This is a genomic window from Synechocystis sp. FACHB-383, from assembly GCF_014698605.1.
GTDB lineage: Bacteria > Cyanobacteriota > Cyanobacteriia > Cyanobacteriales > Microcystaceae > Synechocystis > Synechocystis salina.
Map to the genome: position 1 here is coordinate 45,352 of NZ_JACJTJ010000053.1, position 26,599 is coordinate 71,950.

25 protein-coding genes and 3 pseudogenes are annotated in these 26,599 nt (G+C 45.4%); 25 read left to right on the plus strand and 3 right to left on the minus strand.

Annotation, left to right across the window (positions count from 1 at the left end; genetic code table 11):
• Nucleotides 1-10 precede the first annotated feature (10 nt).
• The 14 genes from H6G45_RS16945 to H6G45_RS19910 all read left to right on the plus strand — a co-directional run bounded on the left by H6G45_RS16945 (nucleotide 11) and on the right by H6G45_RS19910 (nucleotide 11,508).
• Nucleotides 11-997 (plus strand): formylglycine-generating enzyme family protein, encoded by a 987-nt coding sequence (locus H6G45_RS16945; protein WP_242018220.1) that lies wholly within the window; start codon nucleotides 11-13, stop codon nucleotides 995-997.
• 73 nt (nucleotides 998-1,070) lie between these two features.
• Entirely contained in the window at nucleotides 1,071-2,687 is a 1,617-nt protein-coding gene (locus H6G45_RS16950; protein WP_190599573.1) for an alpha/beta hydrolase, read from the plus strand.
• A 318-nt stretch (nucleotides 2,688-3,005) separates the two neighbouring features.
• A complete protein-coding gene (locus H6G45_RS19315) occupies nucleotides 3,006-3,209 on the plus strand; it encodes a hypothetical protein (protein ID WP_199309831.1) in 204 nt (67 codons plus the stop codon).
• Between the two features lie 46 nt (nucleotides 3,210-3,255).
• Nucleotides 3,256-5,814, plus strand: coding sequence for an arylsulfatase (locus H6G45_RS16960; protein ID WP_190599574.1), 2,559 nt, complete (start codon nucleotides 3,256-3,258; stop codon nucleotides 5,812-5,814).
• Between the two features lie 93 nt (nucleotides 5,815-5,907).
• Complete coding sequence (locus H6G45_RS16965) at nucleotides 5,908-6,144, plus strand: DUF433 domain-containing protein (RefSeq protein WP_190599575.1); 237 nt, start codon at nucleotides 5,908-5,910, stop codon at nucleotides 6,142-6,144.
• Nucleotides 6,128-6,457: a DUF5615 family PIN-like protein gene (locus H6G45_RS16970; RefSeq protein WP_190599576.1), complete on the plus strand. Its 330-nt coding sequence runs from the start codon at nucleotides 6,128-6,130 to the stop codon at nucleotides 6,455-6,457. The genes H6G45_RS16965 and H6G45_RS16970 overlap by 17 nt, the downstream gene beginning before the upstream one ends.
• 210 nt (nucleotides 6,458-6,667) lie before the next feature.
• Nucleotides 6,668-6,895, plus strand: coding sequence for a hypothetical protein (locus H6G45_RS16975; RefSeq protein WP_190599577.1), 228 nt, complete (start codon nucleotides 6,668-6,670; stop codon nucleotides 6,893-6,895).
• 117 nt (nucleotides 6,896-7,012) lie between these two features.
• A complete protein-coding gene (locus H6G45_RS19990; protein ID WP_347338290.1) occupies nucleotides 7,013-7,303 on the plus strand; it encodes a PIN domain-containing protein in 291 nt (96 codons plus the stop codon).
• A gap of 360 nt (nucleotides 7,304-7,663) precedes the next feature.
• Nucleotides 7,664-8,026, plus strand: coding sequence for a hypothetical protein (locus tag H6G45_RS16980; protein ID WP_190599578.1), 363 nt, complete (start codon nucleotides 7,664-7,666; stop codon nucleotides 8,024-8,026).
• 131 nt (nucleotides 8,027-8,157) lie between these two features.
• Nucleotides 8,158-9,213 (plus strand): HAD family hydrolase, encoded by a 1,056-nt coding sequence (locus tag H6G45_RS16985; RefSeq protein ID WP_190599579.1) that lies wholly within the window; start codon nucleotides 8,158-8,160, stop codon nucleotides 9,211-9,213.
• Complete coding sequence (locus H6G45_RS16990) at nucleotides 9,210-10,061, plus strand: sodium dependent transporter (protein WP_190599580.1); 852 nt, start codon at nucleotides 9,210-9,212, stop codon at nucleotides 10,059-10,061. The genes H6G45_RS16985 and H6G45_RS16990 overlap by 4 nt, the downstream gene beginning before the upstream one ends.
• Before the next feature lie 15 nt (nucleotides 10,062-10,076).
• Nucleotides 10,077-10,496, plus strand: a complete 420-nt coding sequence (locus H6G45_RS16995; RefSeq protein ID WP_190599581.1) for a DUF202 domain-containing protein — start codon at nucleotides 10,077-10,079, stop codon at nucleotides 10,494-10,496.
• A gap of 156 nt (nucleotides 10,497-10,652) precedes the next feature.
• Complete coding sequence (locus H6G45_RS17000; protein WP_190599582.1) at nucleotides 10,653-11,327, plus strand: potassium channel family protein; 675 nt, start codon at nucleotides 10,653-10,655, stop codon at nucleotides 11,325-11,327.
• A 58-nt stretch (nucleotides 11,328-11,385) separates the two neighbouring features.
• On the plus strand, nucleotides 11,386-11,508 hold the full coding sequence (locus H6G45_RS19910) for a hypothetical protein (protein ID WP_277922734.1): 123 nt from the start codon (nucleotides 11,386-11,388) through the stop codon (nucleotides 11,506-11,508).
• Between the two features lie 312 nt (nucleotides 11,509-11,820).
• Here the strand turns inward: H6G45_RS19910 and H6G45_RS17005 are convergent, their stop codons facing one another.
• A complete protein-coding gene (locus H6G45_RS17005; protein ID WP_190599583.1) occupies nucleotides 11,821-13,740 on the minus strand; it encodes a mechanosensitive ion channel family protein in 1,920 nt (639 codons plus the stop codon).
• Nucleotides 13,703-14,926 (minus strand): cation:proton antiporter, encoded by a 1,224-nt coding sequence (locus H6G45_RS17010; protein ID WP_190599584.1) that lies wholly within the window; start codon nucleotides 14,924-14,926, stop codon nucleotides 13,703-13,705. The genes H6G45_RS17005 and H6G45_RS17010 overlap by 38 nt, the downstream gene beginning before the upstream one ends.
• 152 nt (nucleotides 14,927-15,078) lie before the next feature.
• Between H6G45_RS17010 and H6G45_RS19915 the strand changes: the two genes are divergently transcribed.
• Nucleotides 15,079-15,201: a hypothetical protein gene (locus H6G45_RS19915; protein WP_277922735.1), complete on the plus strand. Its 123-nt coding sequence runs from the start codon at nucleotides 15,079-15,081 to the stop codon at nucleotides 15,199-15,201.
• Nucleotides 15,202-15,346: 145 nt separating this feature from the next.
• Nucleotides 15,347-15,940 (plus strand): flagellar basal body-associated protein FliL, encoded by a 594-nt coding sequence (locus H6G45_RS17015; RefSeq protein WP_190599585.1) that lies wholly within the window; start codon nucleotides 15,347-15,349, stop codon nucleotides 15,938-15,940.
• Between the two features lie 56 nt (nucleotides 15,941-15,996).
• On the opposite strand, the gene H6G45_RS17020 is transcribed toward H6G45_RS17015, so the two are convergent.
• Nucleotides 15,997-16,983 carry an AraC family transcriptional regulator gene (locus H6G45_RS17020; RefSeq protein WP_190599586.1) on the minus strand — a complete coding sequence of 329 codons (987 nt, stop codon included), beginning with the start codon at nucleotides 16,981-16,983 and terminating at the stop codon, nucleotides 15,997-15,999.
• A gap of 338 nt (nucleotides 16,984-17,321) precedes the next feature.
• Between H6G45_RS17020 and H6G45_RS17025 the strand changes: the two genes are divergently transcribed.
• From H6G45_RS17025 to H6G45_RS17065, 9 genes and pseudogenes are all read left to right on the plus strand, one after another.
• Complete coding sequence (locus H6G45_RS17025; protein ID WP_242018221.1) at nucleotides 17,322-18,350, plus strand: formylglycine-generating enzyme family protein; 1,029 nt, start codon at nucleotides 17,322-17,324, stop codon at nucleotides 18,348-18,350.
• Nucleotides 18,351-18,414: 64 nt separating this feature from the next.
• The gene (locus H6G45_RS17030) at nucleotides 18,415-20,247 is read left to right on the plus strand and encodes an arylsulfatase (RefSeq protein ID WP_190599587.1); all 1,833 of its coding nucleotides are present in this window, start codon (nucleotides 18,415-18,417) and stop codon (nucleotides 20,245-20,247) included.
• Nucleotides 20,248-20,349: 102 nt separating this feature from the next.
• Nucleotides 20,350-20,940 carry an HdeD family acid-resistance protein gene (locus tag H6G45_RS17035; protein WP_190599588.1) on the plus strand — a complete coding sequence of 197 codons (591 nt, stop codon included), beginning with the start codon at nucleotides 20,350-20,352 and terminating at the stop codon, nucleotides 20,938-20,940.
• Nucleotides 20,941-21,281: 341 nt separating this feature from the next.
• A complete protein-coding gene (locus H6G45_RS17040; protein ID WP_190599589.1) occupies nucleotides 21,282-21,719 on the plus strand; it encodes a hypothetical protein in 438 nt (145 codons plus the stop codon).
• 277 nt (nucleotides 21,720-21,996) lie between these two features.
• A complete protein-coding gene (locus H6G45_RS17045) occupies nucleotides 21,997-23,328 on the plus strand; it encodes an anaerobic sulfatase maturase (protein ID WP_190599590.1) in 1,332 nt (443 codons plus the stop codon).
• Nucleotides 23,329-23,637: 309 nt separating this feature from the next.
• On the plus strand, nucleotides 23,638-25,206 hold the full coding sequence (locus H6G45_RS17050) for an arylsulfatase (RefSeq protein WP_190599591.1): 1,569 nt from the start codon (nucleotides 23,638-23,640) through the stop codon (nucleotides 25,204-25,206).
• Between the two features lie 299 nt (nucleotides 25,207-25,505).
• A pseudogene (locus H6G45_RS17055) lies at nucleotides 25,506-25,694 on the plus strand (IS1 family transposase); the annotation flags it as partial.
• Between the two features lie 392 nt (nucleotides 25,695-26,086).
• Nucleotides 26,087-26,407, plus strand: a pseudogene (locus H6G45_RS19650) (transposase); the annotation flags it as partial.
• Nucleotides 26,408-26,496: 89 nt separating this feature from the next.
• Nucleotides 26,497-26,599, plus strand: a pseudogene (locus H6G45_RS17065) (IS4 family transposase); the annotation flags it as partial.

A 26,599-nucleotide genomic window follows, 5' to 3' on the forward strand; every position in this document is an offset into this window, starting at 1 on the left:
AATAGACTTTATGGCTATATTTCCTAAACCATTCTGGCTCATTGGTTGGGCGATCGCCGCGTGGATGCTCCTGGGGTCAGTGGCTTGGGCCTGTCCGGATGGGATGGTGGAAATTCCAGGGGGAACCTTTCGTATGGGAGCCGACGATAATCAATGGCCAGAGGAACGATCTGCCGCCACCGTCACAGTTAGCCATTTTTGTCTGGATACCCATGAAATAACCAATGGCCAATTTGCCGAGTTTGTACAAGAGACAGGTTATCTGACTGTGGCTGAACGGCCTTTGTCGAAAGAACAATTTCCTGAACTAACCGATGAAGGGCGATCGCCGGGTTCCGTTGTCTTTCAAGCCTTATCCCCAGGGCAATCGATCACAGAATTAAGTTGGTGGCATTGGCAACCAGGGGCGAATTGGCGGCATCCGGAAGGGCCCAATAGTACGATTAAAGGTAAAGATAATCATCCCGTTGTTCATATTGCCTTTGAAGATGCCCAAGCCTATGCAAACTGGGCAGGAAAAGCATTACCAACGGAGGCACAGTGGGAATTTGCGGCACGGGGGGGCTTAAAGGACAAAATTTTTGCCTGGGGTAACACCTATAACCCTAAAAAAGCCAACACTTGGCAGGGGAAATTTCCGATTAAAAATAGCAAAGAAGATGGTTATTTGGGAACGGCTCCCGTCGGCTCTTTTCCTCCCAATGGCTATGGTTTATACGATATGACGGGCAATGTTTGGGAATGGACAGAGGACTGGTATCAATGGGGCCATGATCACCAAGCAAATCAATCCGATCCCATTGCAAATAAGGAACAGGAGAGTTTTGATCCCCGTGATCCAGGCATTGCCAAGCACGTTATTAAAGGAGGTTCCTTTTTATGTGCTCTTAATTATTGCAGTCGCTATCGTCCTTCTGCTAGGGAAGCCCAATCCCCCGATACAGGAACTTCCCACATTGGTTTTCGTTTAGTTTATAGGAGCAACCAGAAGGTATAGACTCCGCCGTTTTCCTAATTAAGCAAAAGTAAATGTTTGCTTAACCATATCAAAAAAACCATTATCACTAATTATGATCAATTTAAGCCAAAAATCATTGCTAACGTTAGGATTCGGGCTACTTTCTCTTTTCCCCATTTCCCCTATCTCCGCCGCAGAAGAAATTAAATTTTCCATTGCGCCATTCGGGGATTTTAATATTTCCGTCGATAGCTTAGAAACTTTTGCCCAGGATGGTAAAATCACCCCTGAATTTAATTTTTATGCTAAGCATCTTACCCCTGAAGAATTAACAAAATTTCGTGCATTACTCAACAAATCTTTTCCCTTAAGTTCCATAGAGGCTTTTGAATTTTTCAATACAAGCTTTGGTAAAGAAATTGTTAGACAATTAAGCTTAGCGATTAATAGTCCCCCCGATCAAAGTCAACCTTTTTTAAAAGGGGCAATAATTTCCGCCGCTGTCAATCCCAATGGCTTTAAAATTATTGATGTTCTTAAAAATTATGACAGTCCAACTCTCTACCTAGATTTAAAAACAGTTCGCAACACGATCAATGAAGCCGATTATTTATATCAGACAGCAGATCGATTGTTTGCATGGTTAGACCGTCAAGCTTTGGCTGAAACATCCCCAAATAGTTCCATTGATTTATCTGACTTATCCCAGCCAGGAAAAACGACTTGGACATCGGAAACCTTAACGATTCCTAAACCTAATCAAGATCCTTTAACTGCCTTTGTTTATCTACCCCAGGGGTTAGCCCAACCTGCTCCTGTTATCGTTATTGCCCCTGGTTTAAATTCTGATTTTCAAGCCTTAAGTTATGTGGCCAAACATTTAGCCTCCCATGGCTTTGCCACCGTTGGTATTGATTTTCCTGAGAGCGATAACGAAAGAATGCTTGATGCCTTAAAAGGTTTGGATACTTTTCCCAATCCCAATGCTTGGATGAATCAGCCTAAAGATGTGAGTTTAGTTTTAGATACGTTGGAGCAAAAAATGCAATCTGATCCCAATTGGCAGGGCAAATTAGACGTCAAAAATGTGGGGATTTTGGGTCACTCCTTGGGGGGATATACGGCAACGGCGATCGGTGGAGCGAGGGTTCAATGGCCAGATGTTTTAAAAAAATGTGCCACTTTGGATGATCCTAATCAAATCAATTTAAATCCTTCCTTACTCTGGCAATGTAAAGGAATCGAAGGTGCGCCTCCTGTAGAAAACCTTCAAGATCCCAGAATCAAGGCTGTGATTGCCATTAATCCCGTGACTAATCCCGCCTTTGGCAATGAGGGAGTTAATCAACTGTCTGTACCAATGATGTTTATTGCGGGAAGTTCCGATATTTTTGCCCCTCCTTTATCTCAACAAATTGTGCCTTTTGCGGCTCTGAATAAACAGGATAAATATTTACTTTTAGTGAAAAATTCGACTCATTTATCATTCGATCAAGGAACCGATCAGTTACCTGGTTTTATTGTAGGACCAGGACAAGAGTTAGCCTATGATTATCTCAAAAGTATTAGTTTAGCTTTCTTTAATTTGTATCTAAATCAACAGCAGGAATTTAAGCCTTATTTGACGGATACGGCAGTACAAAAAATGGGGAAAGAACCTCTTCCCTTGCATTTAATTAAATCCTTAACTCAGGAGCAACTTAATGAAGCAATTCAACCCACTAATTAAGCGCTACTCTCGCTTAATCATTGTCGGACTTTTCTGCGGGGCGATCGCCCAACCCGTTCTACGGAAGATTTAGTGGCGATCGCCTTAATTAGCAGCTTACTCAGCACCTTAACTATTAGCCTGGCCCAAGCCTATTTCCACGGAGGGCGCGGCTCTTGGCATGGGACAGGTTATCGTGGCGGCACGGCATCGGGAAGTTATGACCACTGTTACGGCGGAAACTATTACGGGGGTTATCATTCGCCAACGGTTGTCAACACTTACGCAGCGGGTTGTACGACTTGTGGGGGTTAGTATGTCGCAGGGGCCACCGCTAATGTGAATAATGCCACCTATGCAGAAGGTTATGCCGCCGGAGCCGAAAGTACAGCCTATGTAATGGGCGCAATTTGTCCGACCTTACCCCCAAGGGCTGCAATTCGGACAATTGGGAATGCAACTTATTATCTCTACAACGGGGTTTGGTTTAGTCCTGCCTATGGTGCGAATGGGGTTTATTATCGGGTGATTCCTGCTCCTTAATTACCTTAGTTTTTATTCATCCCTTACGTTTTTTCATTAATTCCCAATGACGCATAAATTTTTCTCTTCGATAAATCGCCTGCTGCCAGACCGTTTCCGGCCGATAATCGCGGCAATTTTGTCCCTAGTGATGGTCGTCACCTCTGGCTTTTGGTGGTTTCCCGTATTAGCCCAAAAAATCAACGGTGTACCCGGTTCCCCTAGCTCAACCATAACCGTCAGCGGGGAACAATTGCCCCCGCCCTCAACTAAATTTGGCGGCGTGATCAACCGCGGTGTTCAAGACTCCAAACCTTTCTGGCCGCCCCGTGTTGTTCCACCCAAAGGCGCCCCCAATGTCTTGCTGATTATGACCGATGATTCGGGGTTTGGCGTTCCCAGTACCTTTGGGGGGGTCATTCCCACCCCTGCTCTTGATCGCGTCGCTAACAATGGTCTGCGTTACACCAACTTTAATTCAACGGCTCTCTGTTCCCCAACACGGGCGGCACTGATTACAGGACGAAACCATCACTCTGTCGGATTTGGCGTAATTTCTGAACAATCAACGGGCTATCCTGGGTATAACTCGATTATTCCCCGGGAAAAGGCCACCATTGGCAAAATTCTTAAAGATAACGGTTACTCCACTTCTTGGTTTGGCAAAGATCACAACACCCCAGCCTTTCAAGCCAGTCAAGCTGGCCCCTTCGAGCAGTGGCCAACGGGCATGGGATTTGATTACTTTTATGGCTTTGTTGGGGGGGATACGAGCCAATGGCAACCGAATCTCTTTCGCAATACCACCCCGATTTATCCCTATCTTGGCAAATCAAATTGGAATCTGACGACGGCCCAGGCCGATGATGCCATTCAATACATGAATCGGGTTAACGCCGTCGCCCCCGATCAACCTTTCTTTGTCTATTACGTCCCCGGTGGTACCCATGCGCCCCATCATCCGACCCCCGAATGGATTGAGAAAATCCACAATATGCACCTGTTTGACGAAGGATGGAATGAATTACGGCAAACTATCTTTGAAAATCAGAAAAAACTCGGTGTCATTCCCCAAAATGCTAAGTTAACCCCTTGGCCAGATGATCTGCTCAAACAATGGGATACCTTATCCGCAGACGATAAGAAAATGTTTATCCATCAAGCGGAAGTTTTCGCCGCCTATGTCGCTTATACCGACCACGAAATCGGACGGGTAATTCAGTCCGTTGAAGATATGGGTAAGTTGGATAATACCCTCATCGTCTACATCAACGGAGATAATGGAACGAGTGCCGAAGGAACCCTAATTGGAACACCCAATGAAGTAGCGTCCTTTAACGGTGTCAATGTGCCTGTTGAAGACCAACTCAAGAACTTTTACGATGTTTGGGGGTCAGATCAAACCTATCCCCACATGTCCGTTGATTGGTCTTGGGCGTTTGATACCCCCTTCTCTTGGACAAAACAGGTGGCTTCCCATTTCGGCGGAGTGCGGCAGGGCATGGCCATTTCTTGGCCAGAGATGATCAAAGATAAAGGTGGCATTCGCAATCAGTTCCACCATGTTATTGACATCGTGCCGACAATTCTTGACGTAACGGGGATTTCTGCGCCAGAAATCGTCGATGGTATTCCTCAAAAACCCATTGAAGGGGTCAGTTTGGCCTATACTTTTGATCCTAAAAATGCCAATGCACCTTCACCCCATAAAACACAATATTTCGAGATGATGGGAGACCATGCCCTCTACCATGAAGGCTGGATTGCGAGTACCAAAGTCATGCGTCCACCTTGGGAAATTGTGAAGATAGTCGATCAACAAACCTCTGATTATCCTTGGGAACTCTATGATTTGACGAACGACTGGACACAATTTGAGGATGTCGCCGCCAAAAATCCTGAAAAACTGAAGGAATTGCAGGCGATGTTCTGGAAAGAGGCCGAAAAATATCAAGTTCTTCCCTTAGATAATACAGTTGCCACCCGTCTCGTTGCCCCACGGCCTAGCCTCAGTGCTGGTCGTAATGTCTTTACCTATTCGGGAGAAATTACGGGGACACCCAATGGAGATGCCCCTTCCATTCTTAATGCTTCCTACAACTTTAAAGCAGAGGTCGATGTTCCGGCGGGCGGCGGCGATGGCATGATTGTCACCCAAGGCGGTCGCTTTGGCGGTTATGGGTTCTACTTACTCAAAGGAAAGCCTGTTTTTCTCTGGAATTTGGTGGATTTAGAAAGACCTCGCTGGGAAGGAAAAGAAGCTATCTCTCCCGGTAAACATACCCTTGAGTTTGATTTTAAGTATGATGGACTGGGGGCAGGAACACTCGCTTTTAATAGCATGAGTGGAATTGGTCGAAGTGGCACAGGACTCCTTAAAGTGGATGGTCAAACCGTCGCCACTCAGACGATGGAACGCTCAATTCCCCTTATTTTGCAGTGGGATGAAAATTTTGATGTCGGTGCGGACACAGGAACCCCTGTCGATGACCAAGATTATCAAATTCCATTTCAATTTAACGGCAAACTCGACAAATTAACTTTGACGATTAACCGTCCTCAACTGTCTCCCGAAGACATCAAAAAACTTGAGACTGCTCAACGAAATAACCGAGTTTCTGAGTAGTTTTAATTAAAGTAATACGATCGCCTTTTATGAAAATAATTTTATAGGGCGATCATAAATTATTTTCGTATGTCCATTTACTGGGAAAAAACGATGAATTATCGTCAAAGAATTATAATTAATCCCTCCATTCGTAGCGGAAAGCCCTGTATTTTTAATACTCGGATAACCGTTAATGATGTTTTAGACTATTTGGGGGGAGGGATGACCATTGAGGAAGTTTTAGATGATTTTCCCGATCTAACTTTAGAAGATATACAAGCTTGTTTCGCTTTTGCTGCTGATCGAGATCGCCATTTAATGATTATTCCCGATGAAATTACTGTTTGATGAAAATTTATCACCCAAATTACCGCGTTTACTTACCATTGAATTTCCTAATAGTCTTCACGTTAGGGATGTTGGGATGAAAGGATTTGCTGATGAAATAATTTGGGAATATGCCAGAAACAATAATTTTACTGTGATTTCTAAAGATTCGGATTTTTATCAGCGGGCTTTACTTTACGGTCATCCCCCCAAATTAATTTGGCTTCGGATTGGGAATTGTAATCGTGAAATTCTTTTGCAATTAATCACAAAACATAAAGAACAGATTGAGAGTTTTTCCAATAATTCTAACTCAATATTAATCCTTGCTTGATACTTTTCAGCGATCGCTTTTTATCGAATTGGTAAGGGGCGATTGCTTGTATAAGTTAAGAAGTTTTCCTTAATCGGCGATCTTTTTCTCATCGGGTAAGGGGCGATCGCCGTCCTGTTGCTGAATAAACTTTAAAAGTACGATCATTTTGGCTTTTGAAAGTGCGATCATTCATAATATATTATGGATCTCTAAGCATAGGAGTTAGCTATGTTACTGCAAGAACTAAAGGAGCAAGCCTTCAAGCTGCCATCTAGTGATCGCCTTGCATTAGTAAGTGCCATAATTGAGTCATTACAAAGTGAGCCTATTATCGGCGCTGATCAGGCCAGTGCGATCCGACGGATGCGGGGCTTATTAAAAACAGATCAACCTGCCCCAAATGACGAGCAGGTGGCTGCAATGTTAGAAGAGCGGCGAGTGGATAAGTATTTGTAGTGAGAGTTTTAGTTGATACCAATATTGTCCTAGATTTTTTGTTGCAACGAGAGCCGTTTTTTCAAGACGCAGACTTAATTATTTCAAGTTATTGATACTGGTCAAGTTGTTGGCCATGTGACAGCAACAACGCTTACGGATATTTTCTATATTGCTCGCAAGCATACTCGCAGTATCGAGCAATCACGACAAGCAATCTCAGAAATGCCTACTGTTATGGTTATTTGTCCTGCCAACCGAGCCGTTTTAGAAGCAGCATTCAGGTCTGGTTTGGCCGATTTTGAAGACGCTGTTCAAATTTTTTGTGCTGTCGAGCAGGGATTGGACGCTATTCTCACACGCGACGCCCAAGGTTTTTTGGGTTCTTCTATGCCTGTGCTATCAATACAGGGATATTGCAACAATTAGGACGTTAAGAAGTTAGTAGCTCTTGGGAAGTGCGATCTCCATCATTGAATTGATTAAACCTCAAGGGGCGATCGCCTAAAGGTGACTGACCAAAAGTTTGCCATTTTTGTATAGCCTGAACCGACAGGTAGTGGAAAAATGACCCCAGGGCTTTTAGCCATTGCTCCCTCGCTCGGGTAATGGAACCTTTATCAGGAACCCCTAAGTAGATGGGACTAATTAAAGGTTAAGCAGTTTAAGCATCTGTAACCATTTTCAAACAAAGCTTTCAGCGATGATATAGTTTCTGTATTATTTATAGATTACTTATCCCGATAGAGATTATTGCTCAAGAAAATTATTAAGTATCTTTTAATTTCCATGAAAACACCATTACCTCTAATCTTACTTGGCTTAATCGCCGCTAACTCGATATCCCTGACAGCCCAAGCTCAACCCACTTCTAACAGTCCTTCTTCTCAATGTGTCGGAGAAGTGTTTCCCTATATTGCCCCTGCCAATTTAGCGATGATGGCTTATCGCGGATACCTTGAAAAAGAGGGTATTCCGGGCTATCAGGTGCTTGGAGAACAATATTCATTTGGTAAGGTCACGGCTCAACAAATTGTCAAAGCAGCGATTAGCAGCTGTTTGCTCAGTGATAAATATGGCGTTGCCAGCGATCCCAATTATGCTGACGATCTTGCAATGCAGGTTCAGATATTAATTCAAGAAAATCAATAAACACCATTGACCAAGTATTAGAGAAACTGCAAAGTAGCCAACCGTTCTAGAGAGAAGAAAAAAAAGGAACTGTTCGCCAAGGATAGAAATTTTTTCTTCTTAGTTCCACAATACTGAGCCAAAAACGCAGGATGAAAAAGATGAAAAAATTCTCGCTCAAGACCTTACTGATTGCCCTATTGGGCGTTCTAGTAGTGACATGGATGGGGAACCTTGCCAACTTCGGTAAGGTATTTGCCCAATCCACCGATCCTTTGCCCTCTTGGAATAAGGGAGCAACAAAAAGCGCAATTATTGAGTTTGTGCAAACAACAACCGACCCATCGAACCCGAATTTCGTCCCCTTACCAGAGCGGATTGCGACGTTTGATCAAGACGGAACTTTATGGGTCGAATATCCTATGTATACCCAGGTAGACTATGTCTTTGATCGTGTTCCGGTGGTGGTTAAGGACAAACCAAAGCTTGCCGATGTTGAGCCCTTTAAAACCGTGCTTTCGGGCAACAAAGAGGCGATCGCCAAGCTCTCCCTGCCGGATCTTGAAAAGATTCTGGCCGCCACCCTTACAGGCATGACAGTGGATGAGTTCAAAACTGAAGCTAAAAAATGGCTAGAAACGGCTAAAAATCCTCGATGGAATCGACCTTACACTGAACTCACCTATCTGCCCATGCAGGAGTTGCTGAAATACCTGCGTGCTAACGATTACAAGACTTATATCGTTACGGGGGGGGGACAAGACTTCGTAAGGGTTTACTCAGAGCAGACCTACGGTATTCCCCCTGAGCAGGTAGTCGGCACTGCGGGTAGCACCAAGTATGGCTATGACGAAAACGGTCAGCCAATGCTCACTAAAGAACCGAAACTGCTCCTTAACGACAACAATGCCGGTAAACCCGAAGGCATCCACCTGATGATCGGACGCCGACCTTACGCCGCCTTTGGTAACTCGACTGGCGATCGCCAGATGCTGGAATACACCAAGGCAGGGGATGGGGCAAGGTTATCAATGCTTGTGCTGCACGACGACGCAAAACGGGAGTACGCCTACGGTCCAGCCCAAGGACTGCCCGACACCAGGGTCGGAACCTTCCCTCAGGCACTGTACGATGAAGCCAAGAAAGAAGGTTGGTTCGTAATCAGCATGAAAAATGATTGGCGACAAATCTTCGCATTTAAGTCATGAACCATCCTTTTTTGCTCATAATCGTCAAAGTTACAATTTTTTCCCTAATGTTAGCCATGGGAATCAAGTTTTCTTTGGAGACAATGTTTTCTTTTTGGCGCAAACCTGCTTTACTATTTCGTGCGCTATTAGCAGTTGTTGTGCTGGTTCCCCTAGTGGTAGTGGCACTTCTGAAACTATTTAACTTACCTTTGGGAGTAGCGATGGGATTAGTCTTTTTAGCAGCCTCTCCCGGTGCGCCTCTGACCACAAAAAGAACCAAAATGGCGGGAGCTAAATCTAGTCAGTCTGCTAGTCTTCAGCTAACTCTGGCTTTACTTGCGGTTATTATTACCCCTCTGACTTTAGCTATTTTTACTGTCCTATTTCAAAGTATTCCCGAAAAACCAACTATGTTAGATGTCGCTAAACAAGTGACTATAGTGCAACTTTTACCCGTTAGTCTAGGTCTTTTACTGCAAAAATTTGGGGCTAATTATGCAGTAAAAGTTGAAAAATCTTTAACATTTATCGCTAATTTTCTTTTTTTTGTACTAGTTATCTTAGCCTGTATTATTGGATTTCCTTTGTTGTTTAAACTTTGGGGATTACCATTAGTTGCGATCACTATTATGGTGATTGTCTCTATGGGTATTGGACACGTTTTAGGAGGCCCCGATGAAGATCATAGGTATATCCTAGCAATTTCCTGTATTGCTCGTAATATTGGTTTAGCTTTATTTATCACTATTTTAAATGGTCTGGAAAAACAAGTAATACCAACAATAGTGGCTTATTTAATGGTGGGAGCTGTTTTTGGTGTTCTTTACTCAATTTACCATAAGCGCAAATTAGCCAAATTACCCTAAAAAAACTGATCAATTATGAGTCAAACTCCCAAGCAGTCTTCTACCAATGATTTAGCTGCAGATCGTACTGAACTAGCTAAATATCGTAGTCGAGCCGCCGCCGATCGCACCTTAATGGCTTGGATTCGCACATCTCTATCATTAATTAGTTTTGGTTTTGGAATCCCTACCATCGTGAGATCAATTGAAAATATCCACATTGAACATCATCTTAATCCAGTAAGATTTTCAGTTATTGTAGGATTATCCTTTATTGGTACAGGAATGTTTGGGATGTTTGTAGGGTTAAAACAACACCGTAAGTTACTCAAGCAAATTGAAAGTAATAGCTATATCTATGAAACATCCTACAGTGCGGAAATTGTTGGAGTAGCACTGTTGGTAATTGGATTAATTAGTTTTATTGGAGTGATAGTTAAATCTATGAATTTTTAAGCAAAATGTGAGGAATTATGACTCAATTTTTACTGGCACAAGGGAGAATATCAAAATGTTCAATCTCGAAGAGACTAAGGCAATTGCCAAAGCCATTGTTTCGGCTCCTCCGAATCTTAAGAACGCTTCTGGAATTTGTCGAATAATAAAAAGAATATGCTCAAACCATTGACAAACCCTTACATTATCTTAATTATTACCGTAATTGGTATTGCGATTGCGATTGTTGGCAAAAATACGTTTGAGTTGTTCTTTGTTAATATAACTTTTTTAGCTACCATATTCTTAATTTCGCTTAGAGATTTTGATCGTCATGATCGTGTCTATTCTAAAAAAAGAGCAAAAATTATATTTGTCCTAATTTCAATTTCTTTTTTATTTGATTCGATATTCCACTTTCAGTGGATTCCTAGTTTTAGTGCTTTTTTCTTGGCCACTGCTACTGTCATTAAAATTTCAGTTTTTGGATACGAATGGTTCGCCACTGTTCAAGCATTAGCCCATAGACAAAAAGTAACCAGTAACATTATCATCTTGGCGATTATTGCCTATCTTTTTATCGGAATTATCTGGTCCTTTATTTATTTTATGATTTGGCAAATAGATCCCCATTCTTTCAAAATTAATGACGTCAGGGAATATCAATTACAGCCTTGGAATTTGGCAATGTATTTTAGTTTAATTACTTTAACCACTGTTGGCTATGGCGGTATTATTCCCACAGGAAGGTGGGTGATGCTTCTCGCAAATTTTGAAGCAATGGCTGGGGCAATTTTTCTAACTGTAATTATTGCTCGCTTAGTTTCTCTATATGGTAACCTCGACAACTAATCTTTATGACAATGTAAATTCACAAATAATCAAAACCTAGCCCTGTGAACAGTGGAATGTGGGGCTGGAATTCCGGCAGCGGGTGAAACAGGCCTTTGATAAAGCTGAAATTCGGGTTGGCATTCCCCACCAAACCATCACTCTGATGCCCAGTGCAACGGATCAAGAAGTCTTAAACTGACCACCAAGCAGTTTCAAGGAATCACCTATCGTACTGGTAAGATTTATCCGGCCATCTCCTTTAACCCAAACAAGTTTAGTGAAAAAAGTGGATTTACTCAAACCTTACTTTTTCCTGAAAACAACACCTTTATTTTAAAATAGGCGATCAATTTATTCACATTGTAGATAGATTTATTGGGTACTGGTCTTAAAAAAGGATGATTTTATGAAACGCTTATCAAACATAGAATTTAGATGAATCAGCAATTTGACATTCTAAATCTTTGTCCAGAAATAGCTTCAGCAATCTATAGTTAAGCGACCAATTTATTTAACTTTCTTGTCCACTTTCACGGATCAAGGCCTGATCATTATTTTGACTATTTTTCATCAAAGAGTCAACCATTGTCAACTTATTTTCAAACCAAATAGATCGTTGGGGAAAAGGAATAGAAATTCCCTGTTGATCAAACGCTAACTTCAAACGCCGACGGTATTCTCGTACCACTGTCCATTGCTCACTCAGTTTCGTTTTTAAAACCAAAAAGATCGTAATACTATTATCGCCAAAATTGTCTACCCCTTTCATGTCTGACTGAATTTCATACTTACTCCAAACCTCATCTTGTTGCATGTCTTCCACAACTTGATTGATCACCGTAATGGCCAGATCTAAATCTGTGCTGTAAGCAACATCAATCAAAACTTTAATCCCCGATTGACCATGGGTAAAATTGGTTATTTTGTCAAAGCTACTATGGGAAACAATAAACAAATCACCGCAAACAGTGCGAAGTTGGCTATTACGGAGAGAAATTCGTTCCACCGTGCCGGAAACCTCCCCAATTTGAACAATATCTCCCAGTCCGTACTGATCCTCCGACAAAATAAAATAGGTTTTGACAAAATCTTGGAGAACATTTTGAACCAAAAAAGCCAGTCCCGCTAAGATAATGAGGGAAAAATATAAAATATTAATGAAATAGGAAAATAATAAAAAGCCTAATATTAAAATTAAGTAAATATTGAATTGTTTTAAAACACAAAAAATCGTAATTGAACGGATTTTTAAGCGAGGATATTCTATCCCTTTCTCTTGAATAACATCAACAATACGGGTTAAAATCAAGCGGCAAATGCTATCTAAGATGGGCTTAGATAACAAAATTCCCAGCATAATGCCAATGTAAGCTAGGGGAAATCGGATTAACCAATCACCGACGGTGCGAGTTTGGGGAAACCGATTCAAAATCCAGCCCCCTCCCCCAAACCAAAGACTGAGTTGCATGGCAAACAACAGGGGTCGCAAAATCAATAAACATTCAAGCCGACTTTCAACGGAAATCCGAGGCAAATAACTGTGATACCAAGCCTTCTGAGACTCACGGATAAAGGTTTCGTCTAACTCCAACTCTGCCGGAGAAGCATCCGCAAAATCATGGTTGTCTTTGGATGTTAGTAATACTTGTCGATAGTGTTCCAGACGAAGACGCTGCGATCGCCGCCATTTTTGTAGCCGTCTAATCATCTCACTGGCAATTAGTATCCCCGTAGTCAGGGCAAGAATTAGCGGAATTTGTTGTTTTTGATAGGGTACTTGTCTTTCCCTCTGGGCTTGTAATAACCCTTGCAGAATAATTTCAGACCATTTCTGGGCTGTGCCATCGATGCTGATTGGTTCATCTAACTCAATATCAGCCGGGGTGACGGTTAATAAATATCGTGGCCCCCAATTTTGATCCGATGCCACCAACACCGTTTGATTGTTCAAAACCGCAGGGTCAATGCTTAGGGATTGGGGATCAAAGCCATCGCTAACAATTTTGGTGAGGTTATAGTTAATACTCTTAACCCGTCGCTGAATGGGAGAAACGGTGTTTTCATCGCTCGACTGATTGGTTGTGGGAGCGGCAATGGCAAAAAGTACCTTGCCATCCAGCTTAACTTTGGCAATGTCTAGATTCCCTTCTTGGCTCACATCACTGAGGGGCACGGAGACATTACTGGGCAGGTTGATCAGTTGCCCTTGGGCAGGTAGGTTGAAACCTGTTAACCATACACAAGCCGACAGCCCAGCCAGAAACCCTAAAATACAGCGTCGCCTAGGGAGAGATAAAGAGTAGAGAAGATTAGGGTGGGGGATAACCGAAGTTAAGTGTCCACAAATTTTTTGTAGATTTGCAATCATTTGTTCAAAGCGGCGGCGATGCCTGTCAGGGTTGAGCACTCTGGCGACGACTCCATTGACCATACCAATTGGCTAGGGGCGTTGCGCTAAAGCCGTGGGCCAAAACGCTTAGTAGAATGGTGCAGGCAACAATAATGCCAATATCGCGGCTATGGGGTAATTTTTCATCCAGCACGATAACCGCAAAGACAATACTGGCCAATCCCCTGGGGCCAAACCAACCTACAAACAATGTGCTCCAACGGTCTAACCCCATCCCTAAAACAGCCAAAAATACAGGCAGGATACGGACGATAGTTAAGCTCAACACCGCATAAAAAAAGGCTGACCAAGTTAGCTCATTGATCACAAAGGGAACAACGCTAGCGCCAAATATAACCCAGGTAATCAACGATAAAGCATCCCCGGTGGCTTCGGCGGCAATCAGCAAGTCTTCTTTTTCTTTTTTAATCATCCCCCCCAGGGTCAATCCCCCCACGAAACAGGCAATAAAACCACTACCTCCTAAGTGTTGAGCGCTGGCAAAACAGGCAATGGCTAGGGCGATCGGCAAAACCGGTTGCCAATCGTCGGCGATCCAATCCCGCTGGAGGCAAAAGCTCCTAAGTTGTACTCCAATTACGGCAAAACTGGCCCCAATTAAAGCCCCAATACCGATCTGTTGAGTGAAGAGGTTAAATAATAAACTGGCTGTATTGTTGGTATCTGTCTGATCTGGATTGGCGATCGCCAGTAATGTAAATAAAAGCGGGACACAAATACCGTCATTGAGTCCACTTTCCACATTCAAATCTTCACGGATATTGTCAGGAACCTGGGGATTGGTGACCACTGCTTTTCCCAAGGCGGCATCGGTGGGGGCCAACATCACTGCGAGAATGCCCGCTTCCGCTGGACTAAATTGGGGAAATAAGAATTGGCCAGCGATAAAACCCAGTCCAATCGTGAGGGGCAGTCCCACCGCCAGCAAACGCCAGGGTAACCGCAAGCTATTCCGTAATATGCTTAAATTTGCATTGGCCGCATCAGTAAATAAAATCGACGCCAGGGTTAATTCGGCGATCGTTTTGAGATTTTCCGAGGTGACATTGAATTGAATTAGATTGAGTCCAAAAGCTCCAAAGAGTAAGCCAAAACCTGAAAAAATAATTGCATCGGACAGCCACGTTTTGGATAATCTTCCTGCAATCAAACTATACAGAAAAACAAAAATTGCTAGAATAGCCCAATCGCTATATGGTTCAATCATAAATTTTTATTACAAGTATTTACAGACTTTGGCTGTCTTTTCCAGGAAACAACACGCTATAAAATAACATCTACTGTTCAATTTAAAAGAAAAATAAATAAGAAATTTTGATTTGTTTATTGATAAAAACCTAGCCCTGTAAACAGTGGAATGTGGGGCGAGAATTCCGACGGCGGGTGAAACAGGCCTTTGATAAAGCCGAAATTCGGGTTTACATTCCCCACCAAACCATTACCCTCATGCCCACCGTAACGGATCAAGAGGTGTTGAATTAACCATCACCCACCGGAGTTCGAGGCAGTGTCCGAATGTAGTGATGAGGTTGAAAGTCAAGTGGGCTGAGTGTTGTAGTGATGTATGAAAAACCAAACAGGGCCAATATGATTATCGAGCTTCTTAGGAAAAGAGTATTCACTAATTATGATCAATAACCAAGCAGCCATTTCCACCCCTGATGCCATGCCGGCACGTTCGACAATCGTTCTCATCCGTCACGCTGAGAAGGCAAAATCTGGCCATGGCCTATCGCCGGCTGGCCATGATCGGGCCAATGCCTACGTTCAGTACTTGCAGAATTTCACCACCCTAGAGGGCACTGTGATTCAGTGGGATCACATCTTTGCCTCCAAGAAAACGGACGAGAGCCATCGACCAGTATTGACGGTGACTCCCCTCTCGGCAGCCCTCGGCATCCCGATCCACCAACACTATGCCGATGAGGACTTTGCCAAACTAGCCAAGCATATTCGAGAGAAACGTGAAGACTACGCAGGGCAGAATATTCTAATCTGCTGGCACCATGGCACGATTCTGAAACTGGCCGCAGCGTTAGGGGCGTCGCCAGGGACGTTATCGCCCAACTCAGCCTGGCCTTCACGCTGGCAAGAGTCCGTCTATGGTTGGCTCCTGGAGATCCATTACACGGCCGATGGTTGTCTGTCGCTCGATCACACGCGGGCTATCAATGAGGCGCTCATGCCCGATGACACAATTGCACCGATTTATGGGCGGTAATCTAGCCGCTTTGCCATTTATTTGTGGGCTTTTTGTGAGCAGTGTCCGTGGGTAACCTAAAGAGTTCTTTTTGATGACTGCTTCAGGGTTTCTTTGGGACTCTCACCAAACAGGGTCTTGTAGTCTCTAGCAAAGTGACCTGGACTGTAAAAACCGTGCTCAGCGGCAATGGCCGAAATAGTCCTAGTCCCCGGTACTGTCATTTTCAGCAACCGACGCACCACCTGCAAACGTAAAATCTTGAGGTAGACCATCGGGGAGATACCTAGAATTTGGTCAAAGGCATAGGTTAGGGTACGCTGGCTGGCAAAAATGCCCTTGGCAACAGTAGCCAGGGTGATGGGCTGCTTGAGATGGGCTTCTAGGAATGCTTCCGTTTGTCGGACTAAATCGCCTGGGCGCAAGGCGCGTTGGCTCGTTGCGGGGAGTTGACCTTTAGGCGGAATGGCCTGAATCAAGAGGGGGATGAAATCTTCTCGCAAAAGACTTTGAAAAGCTGGGTTGGCCAGGCAAGCAGTCTGGTTAACGACCAAAGCATGGAGTTCCCGGACAAAGGCCTGGAGCGGCCCAATAGTCGTTGGAATGCAGACTTGATTTTGCGCTAAAAACCTGGCATCAAGGTCGTCCCGTTGCATCAAGCAGAGATATTTATTTAGTAGGGCGATGCTGATAGCAACATAGCAATATAAAACCGAGTCAGCCATCACGAGATCAACCTCCCGCTCAGAGTCGAACCCAAACAGCATCTGCCGATTGATTGGACAGTTGTGGGCGATCACTGTCTGCTCATCTGCTGGATTGAGCAGGAAAGAAAAACTGACGACGCCGGCTGGTTTTGGCCCGAGAACCCGCAAGGGCGTACCATTGTTCGTAAAGTTAAAGGCAATGTTCCCCAGGTTGAGTTGCACTGCTTCACAGGAGTAAGGGGCAAGCACTAACGGGGTAATTCTGAGGGGAAGCCTCAGCGCCTCAGCCATTTCGTCGGCATCTTGAAACCTTTGATGGATGAGCTTGGGTGTTGGCGGCTGAACTTCTTGAACCATAAGACTATTTCGTCTAGTAATGGCAAAAACCATCAATTATCATCGACGCTGTGTAAATAAATGTTAACAGGTTAAAAGTTTGCCATTTTTGTATAGCCTGAACCGACGGGTAGTGAAAAAATTGCTCAAGTCGTTTAGTCGTTGCTCTCCCGCTCCGGCAATAGGGACTTTATTAAGGAACCCCTAAGTCGGTGGGATGGATTAAAGATTAAGCATCGGTAACCATTATCAAACCAAGCTTTCAGCAATGATGTAATCTCTGCATCACCTATAGATGATTGAGCCTTGCGACTGATCGAATTATCAAATGAATGACCAGTTAAAAGCAGATTTCTAAAATGCTGTACTCAATTTTGCGCTGGTTAATGCCGAGCCTGGGGGTCACTGTCCTCATGCTCTTTAGCTGGTTTAATTCGCCAGAAGCTTTGGCCCTGGCAAGCCCCCAATGCCCGACCGGGATGACGTTGATTCCGGGCGGCACGTTTCGCATGGGAGCGAATGATCATTACCCCGATGAGCTTGCCGTCGAAGCGGTTACGGTGGATAGCTTTTGCATGAACAAGTATGAAATCACTAATGCCCAGTTTGCCCAGTTTGTGAAGGAGACGGGCTATGTAACGATCGCCGAACGTCCTATCCCCAAAGATCAATATCCCGATTTGACGGATGAACAGCGATCGCCTGGTTCCTTGGTCTTTGAGCCGCCACCAGAGGGGACTGAGATCAATCAAGTAGGCTACATGAGTTGGTGGCACTGGACACCTGGAGCAAGTTGGCAACATCCAGCAGGGCCGAACAGCAATCTGGAAGGGAAAGAAAACTATCCCGTCGTCCATATTGCCTATAAAGATGCGGAAGCTTACGCTCAATGGGCAAAGAAATCTCTCCCCAGCGAAGCGCAATGGGAATTTGCGGCCAGGGGCAAGCTTAAAAATAGGGTCTTTGGCTGGGGCAACACCTATTCTCCCAAGAAAGCTAACACCTGGCAGGGCGAATTTCCGATTAAAAATACCCAGGCGGATGGCTATATCGGCCCAGCTCCCGTGGGCTCGTTTCCCCCCAATGGTTATGGGTTATACGACACGACGGGCAATGTTTGGGAATGGACATTGGATTGGTATCGTCCGGGACACCCCGGCATGGCTCACCAAGTTAATCCCATCGTTGCTCAAGCTGAACAAAGCTTCGACCCCCGCGAACCGGGGGTGGCTAAACACGTTATTAAAGGAGGTTCCTATTTATGCTCCCGCAACTATTGCACCCGTTACCGTCCGGCGGCCAGGGAGGCCCTAGAACCGGATACAGGCATGGCCCATCTGGGCTTCCGTCTCGTAACCAATCCCACTGACACCAGAACGTTGAACTAAGTCAATCACAAAGGCCAATTTTTCCGTTCTGATCCAATCATTTTACTGGAGTTAATTTTGATAAATGCTCAATACACCCTTGATTAAACGATTGACCGGCCTATTGCTGGTTCTCTGCCTCAGTATCTCCCTGTTTGTTGCTTTCGGAGGGAAATCTTCGCAAACAGTCGTGGCTCAGTCTACCCCCACGGCTCAGCCTACCCCAACGGATAATCCGACAACGACGACTAACACCAGTGGTTCGCCATCAATGGGTCAGCCAGATGAGAAATTTGCCAATAAGCCTAACATTCTCTTCATCATGGGCGATGACATCGGCTGGATGCAGCCGGGCATTTACCACCGGGGACTGATGGTGGGTGAAACCCCCAACATCGATCGCATCGGCAAAGAGGGTGCGATTTTCATGGACTACGTGGCCATGCAGAGCTGCACCTCCGGCCGCAATGCGTTTTTCACCGGCATGTACCCCCTGCGAACGGGCATGATCCCGCCCCAACTGCCCGGCAGCCCGACCTATCTCAGACCGGGGACTCCCGCGCTGGCTAAGTTTCTGCGGGATCAGGGTTATACCACCGGAGAATTCGGCAAGAATCACCTGGGAGACCACACCGCGGCCCTGCCCACGGCCCACGGCTTCGAAGAGTACTGGGGATATCTCTATCACCTCGATGCCATGCAGCAGGTGAGCTTCCCCGACATCAATAGCTCCCCGACGCAACAGGCCATTGCTCCTCCTTGCCTAAACACTCCCGTTCCTGGCCTGCCTGCCGTAGCCGGTGCCGTAGATCCCAAGACCACCACCTGCCTCACCCCGCCCCGCCCGGTTATCTGGTGTAAATCGTCCGACGGCACAGAAAAAAACCAGACCTGCAAGGACGAAGGTCCGCTGACCCTGGAGCGATCCAAGACCGTGGACGAGGAGATTTCAGGCAAGGTGATCGACTTCCTCGACCGCAACGATCCCAAAAAGACCAACAAGCCCTTCTTCGTCTGGTATAACCCGGCCCGTATGCACGTCACCACCGTACTGCCAGATAAGTATATGGATATGGTATCGACCAAGGGTGGCAAGGATTGGGGGGTCAACGAAGCTGGGATGAAGCAGATGGACGACAACATCGGCTATGTGCTCAAGAAGCTGGAGGACATGGGGCAGCTTGACAATACCCTGATAGTCTTCACCACCGACAACGGTGCCGAGAAGATCTCCTTCCCTGACGGTGGTGTCACCCCCTTCAAGGGTCAGAAGGGCGAAGCCTACGAAGGTGGTTATCGCGCCCCTATGGTGGTGCGTTGGCCTGGTCACATCGAGCCGGGCACGGTGAAGGATCAACTATTTGCCGCCCTGGACTGGCTGCCGACCCTGGTGGATATCGGCGGTGGAGCCAAGGGAGACGCACTGAAGAAGCAGATCGAAGCTGGTAATTACCCCGGCATCGTCAAGACCACATTGGATGGGGTCAATCAGAGGGCCTACCTCGAAGCTAAGTCTGACAAGTCGGCGCGGGATTACTTCTTCTATTACTCCGGGGCCACGCCATCGGCAGTAAGGTATAAAAACTGGAAGATGTACTACACCATGTCTGAGCCAGGAGCTGACGGCTGGATCATGCCCTTGATCCCCTTCCACTGGACTTTGGTGCAGAACATCAAGCGCGATCCCTTTGAGCAGGCAGTCGGTGTCGATCAGGAAACCGCGATGAGCATTGGCGGTGCCTTGGCCGGCCCGGTCACGGCCTACCAGTACGACTGGAATATGTTACCCATCGGCCAGCAGTTGTGGGAAAAAGAATTGATGTCCTATAAAACGTATCCGCCGCTTCAAGCGCCTGCGACCTACAACCTTGACGCTATATTGGCGAAAGTCAAGGAGGCCGGCCATCCGAGCGAATAACCGCACAAACCGCCTGTGATTGACCGGAGCGGGAGCCCGGATTTGGGTTCTCGCTTATTTTTAGAAATATTTAATGACCTATCCCATGGAGAAGCCATCATCATGTTTAACCGCGATCCTGAAACACGACAGGAATTACACCAGACCTATAAAGCAGCGCTGGCGATCGGCATCCTCATGATTATTATGGGAGCGCTTGCCATCCTGTACCCCTTGTTTGCGACGATCTTTACCTTCAATGTCATTGGCTTTGTACTGTTGCTGTTCGGCATCTTGCAACTCGCCTATGCCTATCAGACCCGCCACAATCCGGTAGGACATCCAATTCTCAACATCTTGACCGGCATCTTTTACCTCGCTGTCGGATTTTGGGTCTTGAGACATCCAGTATTTTCGATCCTTGACCTGACCCTCGTGATCGGGATTCTCTTCTTTATCGAAGGGGCCATTCAGGTAATCAATGCTTTTGAACTACACCCGACCCAAAACCGAGGTTTACTGTTGGCCAGTGGCATTATCGGCATTATTTTAGGCATTTTGATCTGGAGTAATTGGCCCTTCGACTCCTTGACGCTTCTCGGTCTGTTCGTCGGGATCAACCTGATAACCACTGGGGTGAGCCTGCTACTGTTTTTTCGGGCTGCGAAGCAATCTCTCGCTGGAGAAGAAGTCAATCGGGTTGTTGAATCCTAAAGCGATCGCCCGTTTGGTAGGGTGGGTTACAAGGCGTAACCCACAACTCGTTCTAGACACCAATGAAAGCACCGATTCTCATTTCAGGTTCAAGTTTTTTAAATTTCAATTCTCAGGAGAGCAAAACAGAATAGCTTTCTATCATTTTGAAAATTCTCCCATAAATTCTGATTTGGATAAATTTTTGCTTAACTGATAACAATTGACAAAAATTGATGCCATATTTCCCGTAAAATATGTTAAAGTCTCACGAGTTTCGTCTAGTTGCACAAATTCCAAATAATCTATCGATAATTATGCTTAATACTTTTCAGAAAACTGCCCTAATCTCTGTCGCAACCGTGGTCACCGTTCCCCTGTTTGGTGTTCATCCCGCTTTGTCTGAGCTTCCCAGCATCAATGACGGAATTATGTGTGTTGCTAAGGGTAAATCAGAGAAAGGGGGCAACATCTACCTTTACACTTCTTTGATCGACAATGCTTCTATGAAACAGAAGAAACCTGTGACTGTCACCATTAATGAGTCCATGACTGACGTTGTCGAAGGGGAAGTAATGGTTTTTAATAAGCAACAGGAAACTTTGACAGTTGATGCGTTTGGTGCGGCTATGCCTCCAGAAATGCAACCCGTGGGAATGGCGACCACAACTTATCAAGGAAACTATACTTTTACAGGTAAAACAAAAGCAGGTACGCCTGTTAGTTTTACTTTAGAAAACAATTATCGCATTTTTAAAATTAAGCATGGCGATAAAAGCTTTGCTGGTTCCTGTCATTAAATCCCCTGACTGAGTTATGGGGACAACCATAAAGCGGAGTCCCCACAATTTAATTAATTTAAAAAACAAATAAGAATGATAACTAAAAGACGAATATTGTCATCATTTGGGGTGACGATTTATACAAGAACAATTAAGCTTAAATGGACATTAAAACCACATCCGTTTTTCTCTGATTTTTTAGGATTTTTTAGCGGCGATCGCCAAGCTCAATAAGTATGAAGTGGACAATATGTTATATCGACCTTGATCCACATTCAGCCACCAATATCCCCCTATGACCCAGCCCAAAACCCCTCCCCGCATCCATGTTCTGGCTAAACCAACCGGAGCAATTTGTAACCTCAACTGCTCCTACTGCTTTTTTCTAGACAAAGAACAGCTTTATCCCGGCAGTAAGTTTCGGATGGCGGATGAGCTGTTGGAAAACTATATTCGCCAACTGATCGAAACCCACCGCACAAAAGAGGTCACGGTGGCCTGGCAGGGAGGAGAACCCACCCTCATGGGAGTCAATTTCTTTCGCAAGGCGATCGCCTACCAGGAGAAGTACCGAAAGCCGGGAATGACCTTTGAAAATACGATCCAAACCAACGGTACGTTACTCAACGATGAGTGGTGTGAGTTTTTGAAAGAAAACAACTATCTGGTGGGGTTGAGTATTGATGGGCCAAGGGAACTCCATGATGCCTATCGGGTTGATAAAGTTGGGGGGCCGACCTTTGATAACGTGATGCGGGGTCTGCGGCTACTGCAGAAACATGGGGTGGAGTACAACATCCTGACCACCGTCAATGCGGCAAATGGCAATCATCCCCTAGAGGTCTATCGATTTCTTCGAGATGAAGTGGGCGCTAGTTGGGTTCAGTTCATCCCCATTATTGAGCGAATCAATGAGGACGGCAGTACCCTCCACCAACAGGGAACCCTCGTTTCTGATCGCTCCGTTAAACCCGAACAATTTGGCAGCTTTTTGATCAGCATCTTTGATGAATGGGTGCGCCACGATGTGGGCAAGGTATTCGTACAAACCTTTGAAGCCGCCGTCAGCAAATGGATCGGTGCTCCCTCTGGCATGTGCGTCTTTGAACCCACCTGTGGCCATGCGGTGGCCCTAGAACATAACGGTGATCTGTACTCCTGTGACCACTTTGTTGAACCCGATTATAAGCTGGGCAACATTCAGGATCAGCCGATAGGGGATCTGGTCGGCGGCGATCGCCAGCATCAGTTTGGGCGGGATAAATTGGAAAAACTGCCCAAGTATTGCCTGGACTGTGACGTGCGCTTTGCCTGTAACGGCGAATGTCCCAAAAATCGCTTCATTACCACCCCCGATGGAGAGCAAGGGCTGAATTACCTGTGTGCCGGGTATAAGGCATTTTTCCATCACATTGATGAACCCCTCCGACTTTTAGCGACAATAATGCAACGCAACTATCCTGCCGCAAAGATCATGCCCATCTTGGCCGCCCAGGATGCCGCCTTTGCCAAAGCCCATCCCAACGATCCCTGTCCTTGCGGTAGCGGTCAGAAGTTTAAGAAATGCCATGGTCTGCACAAAACTAAAAAAAGCCGCACAACTGCTCGTCAACCTGCCCGCATTTAATGGTGTAGGTGGTGTAGGGCCGCATTGATCGATTTGCCTTCCGGCGGTCAATGTCTCAATAGGAGGGCGGTGTAGGGATACACAATTGGCATTGCTGATTTGAGGTATGTTTAGCCCCCCTAGCCCCCCAAATTTGGGGGGAACCAAAAATGGAAAGTCCCCCAGCATTGGGGGATTTAGGGGGCGATAAAAAATCTTGAAGCTCACAAACTCATACCCTGATTCAGTAACGCCACACAATTAAATCCATGGGCAGCATTCACCGGCTGACTAATAACTCTAATAACCATCTAATGGAGAGACAAAACAATGTCGAATAAAAAACCCAACATTATTCTGCTAGTGACCGATGACACCGGCTATGGCGATCTTGGCCCCTACGGCGGCGGCGAAGGACGGGGGATGCCAACCCCAAACTTTGATCGCATGGCGGCGGAAGGCATGACCTTCTTTTCCTTCTATGCCCAACCGAGTTGCACCCCAGGTCGGGCGGCTATGCAAACGGGTCGTATCCCCAACCGTAGTGGCATGACCACCGTGGCTTTTCAGGGGCAGGGCGGCGGCTTACCCGCAGCGGAGTGGACGTTGGCCTCCGTGCTGAAACAGGCCGATTACCGCACCTTTTTCACAGGCAAATGGCATTTGGGTGAGGACGATTATGCACTACCCAATGCCCAGGGCTACGACGAGATGAAGTACGTCGGTCTCTACCACCTAAATGCCTATACCTATGCCGACCCCACCTGGTTCCCCGATATGGAACCAGAACTACGGGCCATGTTCCAAAATGTGACTAAAGGATCGCTGTCGGCTAAGGCCGGTGAGGCGGCCAAGGAGGATTTTAAGATCAATGGTCAGTACGTCGATACACCAGATGAAGGCGTGGTGGGAATTCCCTTCTTCGATGGTTATGTCGAGAAGGCGGCGGTGGAATTTCTCGAAGATGCGGCCAAGGAAGACCAACCCTTCTTCCTCAACGTCAACTTTATGAAGGTGCACCAGCCCAACTTGCCCCACCCCGACTTCATTCACCAATCGCCTTCTAAGTGCAAGTATGCGGACTCGATTGTCGAGTTGGACGCTCGCATCGGGGCAATTATGGATAAGGTGCGGGAACTTGGGCTAGAAGAGGATACTTTCGTCTTCTGGACGACCGACAACGGGGCCTGGCAGGATGTCTATCCTGACGCTGGCTACACACCATTCCGAGGCACGAAAGGCACTGTCCGTGAGGGGGGGAACCGCGTCCCGGCGATCGCCTGGTGGCCCGGGAAGATCGCGCCCGGCGTGAAGAACCACGATATTGTGGGCGGTCTCGATCTGATGGCGACCTTTGCTAACCTCGCCGGGGTGTCACTGCCCACCAATGATCGTGAAGGCCAACCGATCATCTTTGACAGCTACGACATGTCTCCAGCGCTGTTTGGTACGGGTAAGTGTGAACGCAAATCCTGGTTCTATTTCACCGAGAATGAACTGACACCGGGGGCAGTACGGGTCAACAATTACAAGGCGGTATTTAACCTGCGGGGTGACGATGGTGCAACGACCGGAGGTCTAGCCGTAGACTCCAACCTGGGATGGAAGGGGGCAGAGAGTTATGTTGCCGTCGTACCCCAGATGTTTGACCTGTGGCAAGACCCCCAGGAACGCTACGACATCTTCATGAACAACTATACGGAACGCACCTGGATGCTGGTCACCATGAGCGAAAAGGTCAAAGAGCTAATGAAAACCTATGTGCAGTATCCACCGCGCAAGCTACAGAGCGAGGGGTATGCTGGCCCGATTACGCTCACCCAGTATGAGCGCTTCCAGCATATTCGGGAAATGCTCGCGAAGGAGGGCATCACAATACCATTACCCACCGGAAACTAGCCCAGAACTGGTGTTAACCCACCATTTGGTTTTACTTTCACCCTCCTGAAGCAATGCACCTGTCAGTTCCAAGTACTGGTAGGTGCTACTTTTTATTTACTGTTTTTTATTCTAGCCAGGTTTAAGTCAGCGAACGTCTTTGTTGGTAGTGTTATCTATACAAAAATACGAGGCAAATTGTCGGCTTTCATTGGGGTGATAGGACAAGCAAAGATGCTCAACAATTCTGGGAGTCAATCTCTCCTCAGTATCGTGAAAGATTAGATGTTTATACAGATTTTTGACAGTCTTATGAAAAGACAGTCCCAGCGGAGAAAGACCATCCTAGTGGAAAAGAAACTGGTGAGACTAGTCATATCGAAAGATTAAATAATACTCTGAGGCAAAAATGCTCTAGATTGGTGAAAAAGAGCCTTTCATTTTCCAAAAACTTTTTCAATCATGAATCTGCAACTCTGAATTTTATTAATCATTATAATGAGGAATGAAAGTTAACGTTGTTGTGATTTCACTACATGAATAACACCACCCAGACATTTGAACATCAAATTTAAGAATTGTCCTAACCAACCTGTTGGCGACTATACCCCTCTTTCATCAGACTGAGGGGATTAAAATGGAGGTAAAAGGCTGAAAAGTCCGGAGGGAGTATGACAAGGACAAGAGAGGCGAAAAAGACAGTACAGTGTGTAGACACATATAGTGAACTGTATAAAGATATATTTCCAAAAGTGAGGACTTATGAGGGGAGCATCCCACTTTTGCAAAAATCCTACTGGGCAAACTGTAAAGCAATTCTCAAAGCCTTATTCTGAAAGGCATCCAAGGATGAGTATTTATACTTAAAATCATCGAACTGGAAAAAATGGGATGCACCCCTTATGAGTCATTTAAATATATTATTGTGGGAATATTAAGTGATATAAAAAGAAAGAGTTTACCAGCAATAGCATCATCATTAGGACTGAAAAATGAACAGGGACTACTGCATTTCATAACAGATTCTCCTTGGGAGTCAAAAGAATTAGAAAAAAGAAGGTTGAATATCATTTTAGAAGTTCTATAAGAAAGAGAAATTATAGTCATAATAGACGAAACAGGAGACTCCAAAAAAGGAAAAACAACAGATTGTGTAAAAAGACAGTACATTGGAAATTTAGGAAAAATAGAAAACGGTATAGTGTCAGTAAATGCTTATGGCTACAGAAGTGTTGAACGATAGTTATAAAGAAGGAAAAAGCCCTTTAAAATGATAGAATAAAGGGCAGAAATATTAAAATAATTGAAGCAATGATATCAAATTTTGGACATATTGTCAAAACTCATCTATCTAATTTTCCTAAAGATGACTACCCAGTGTTAGACACATTTAAGTTTGTGAGTATCTGGTTAG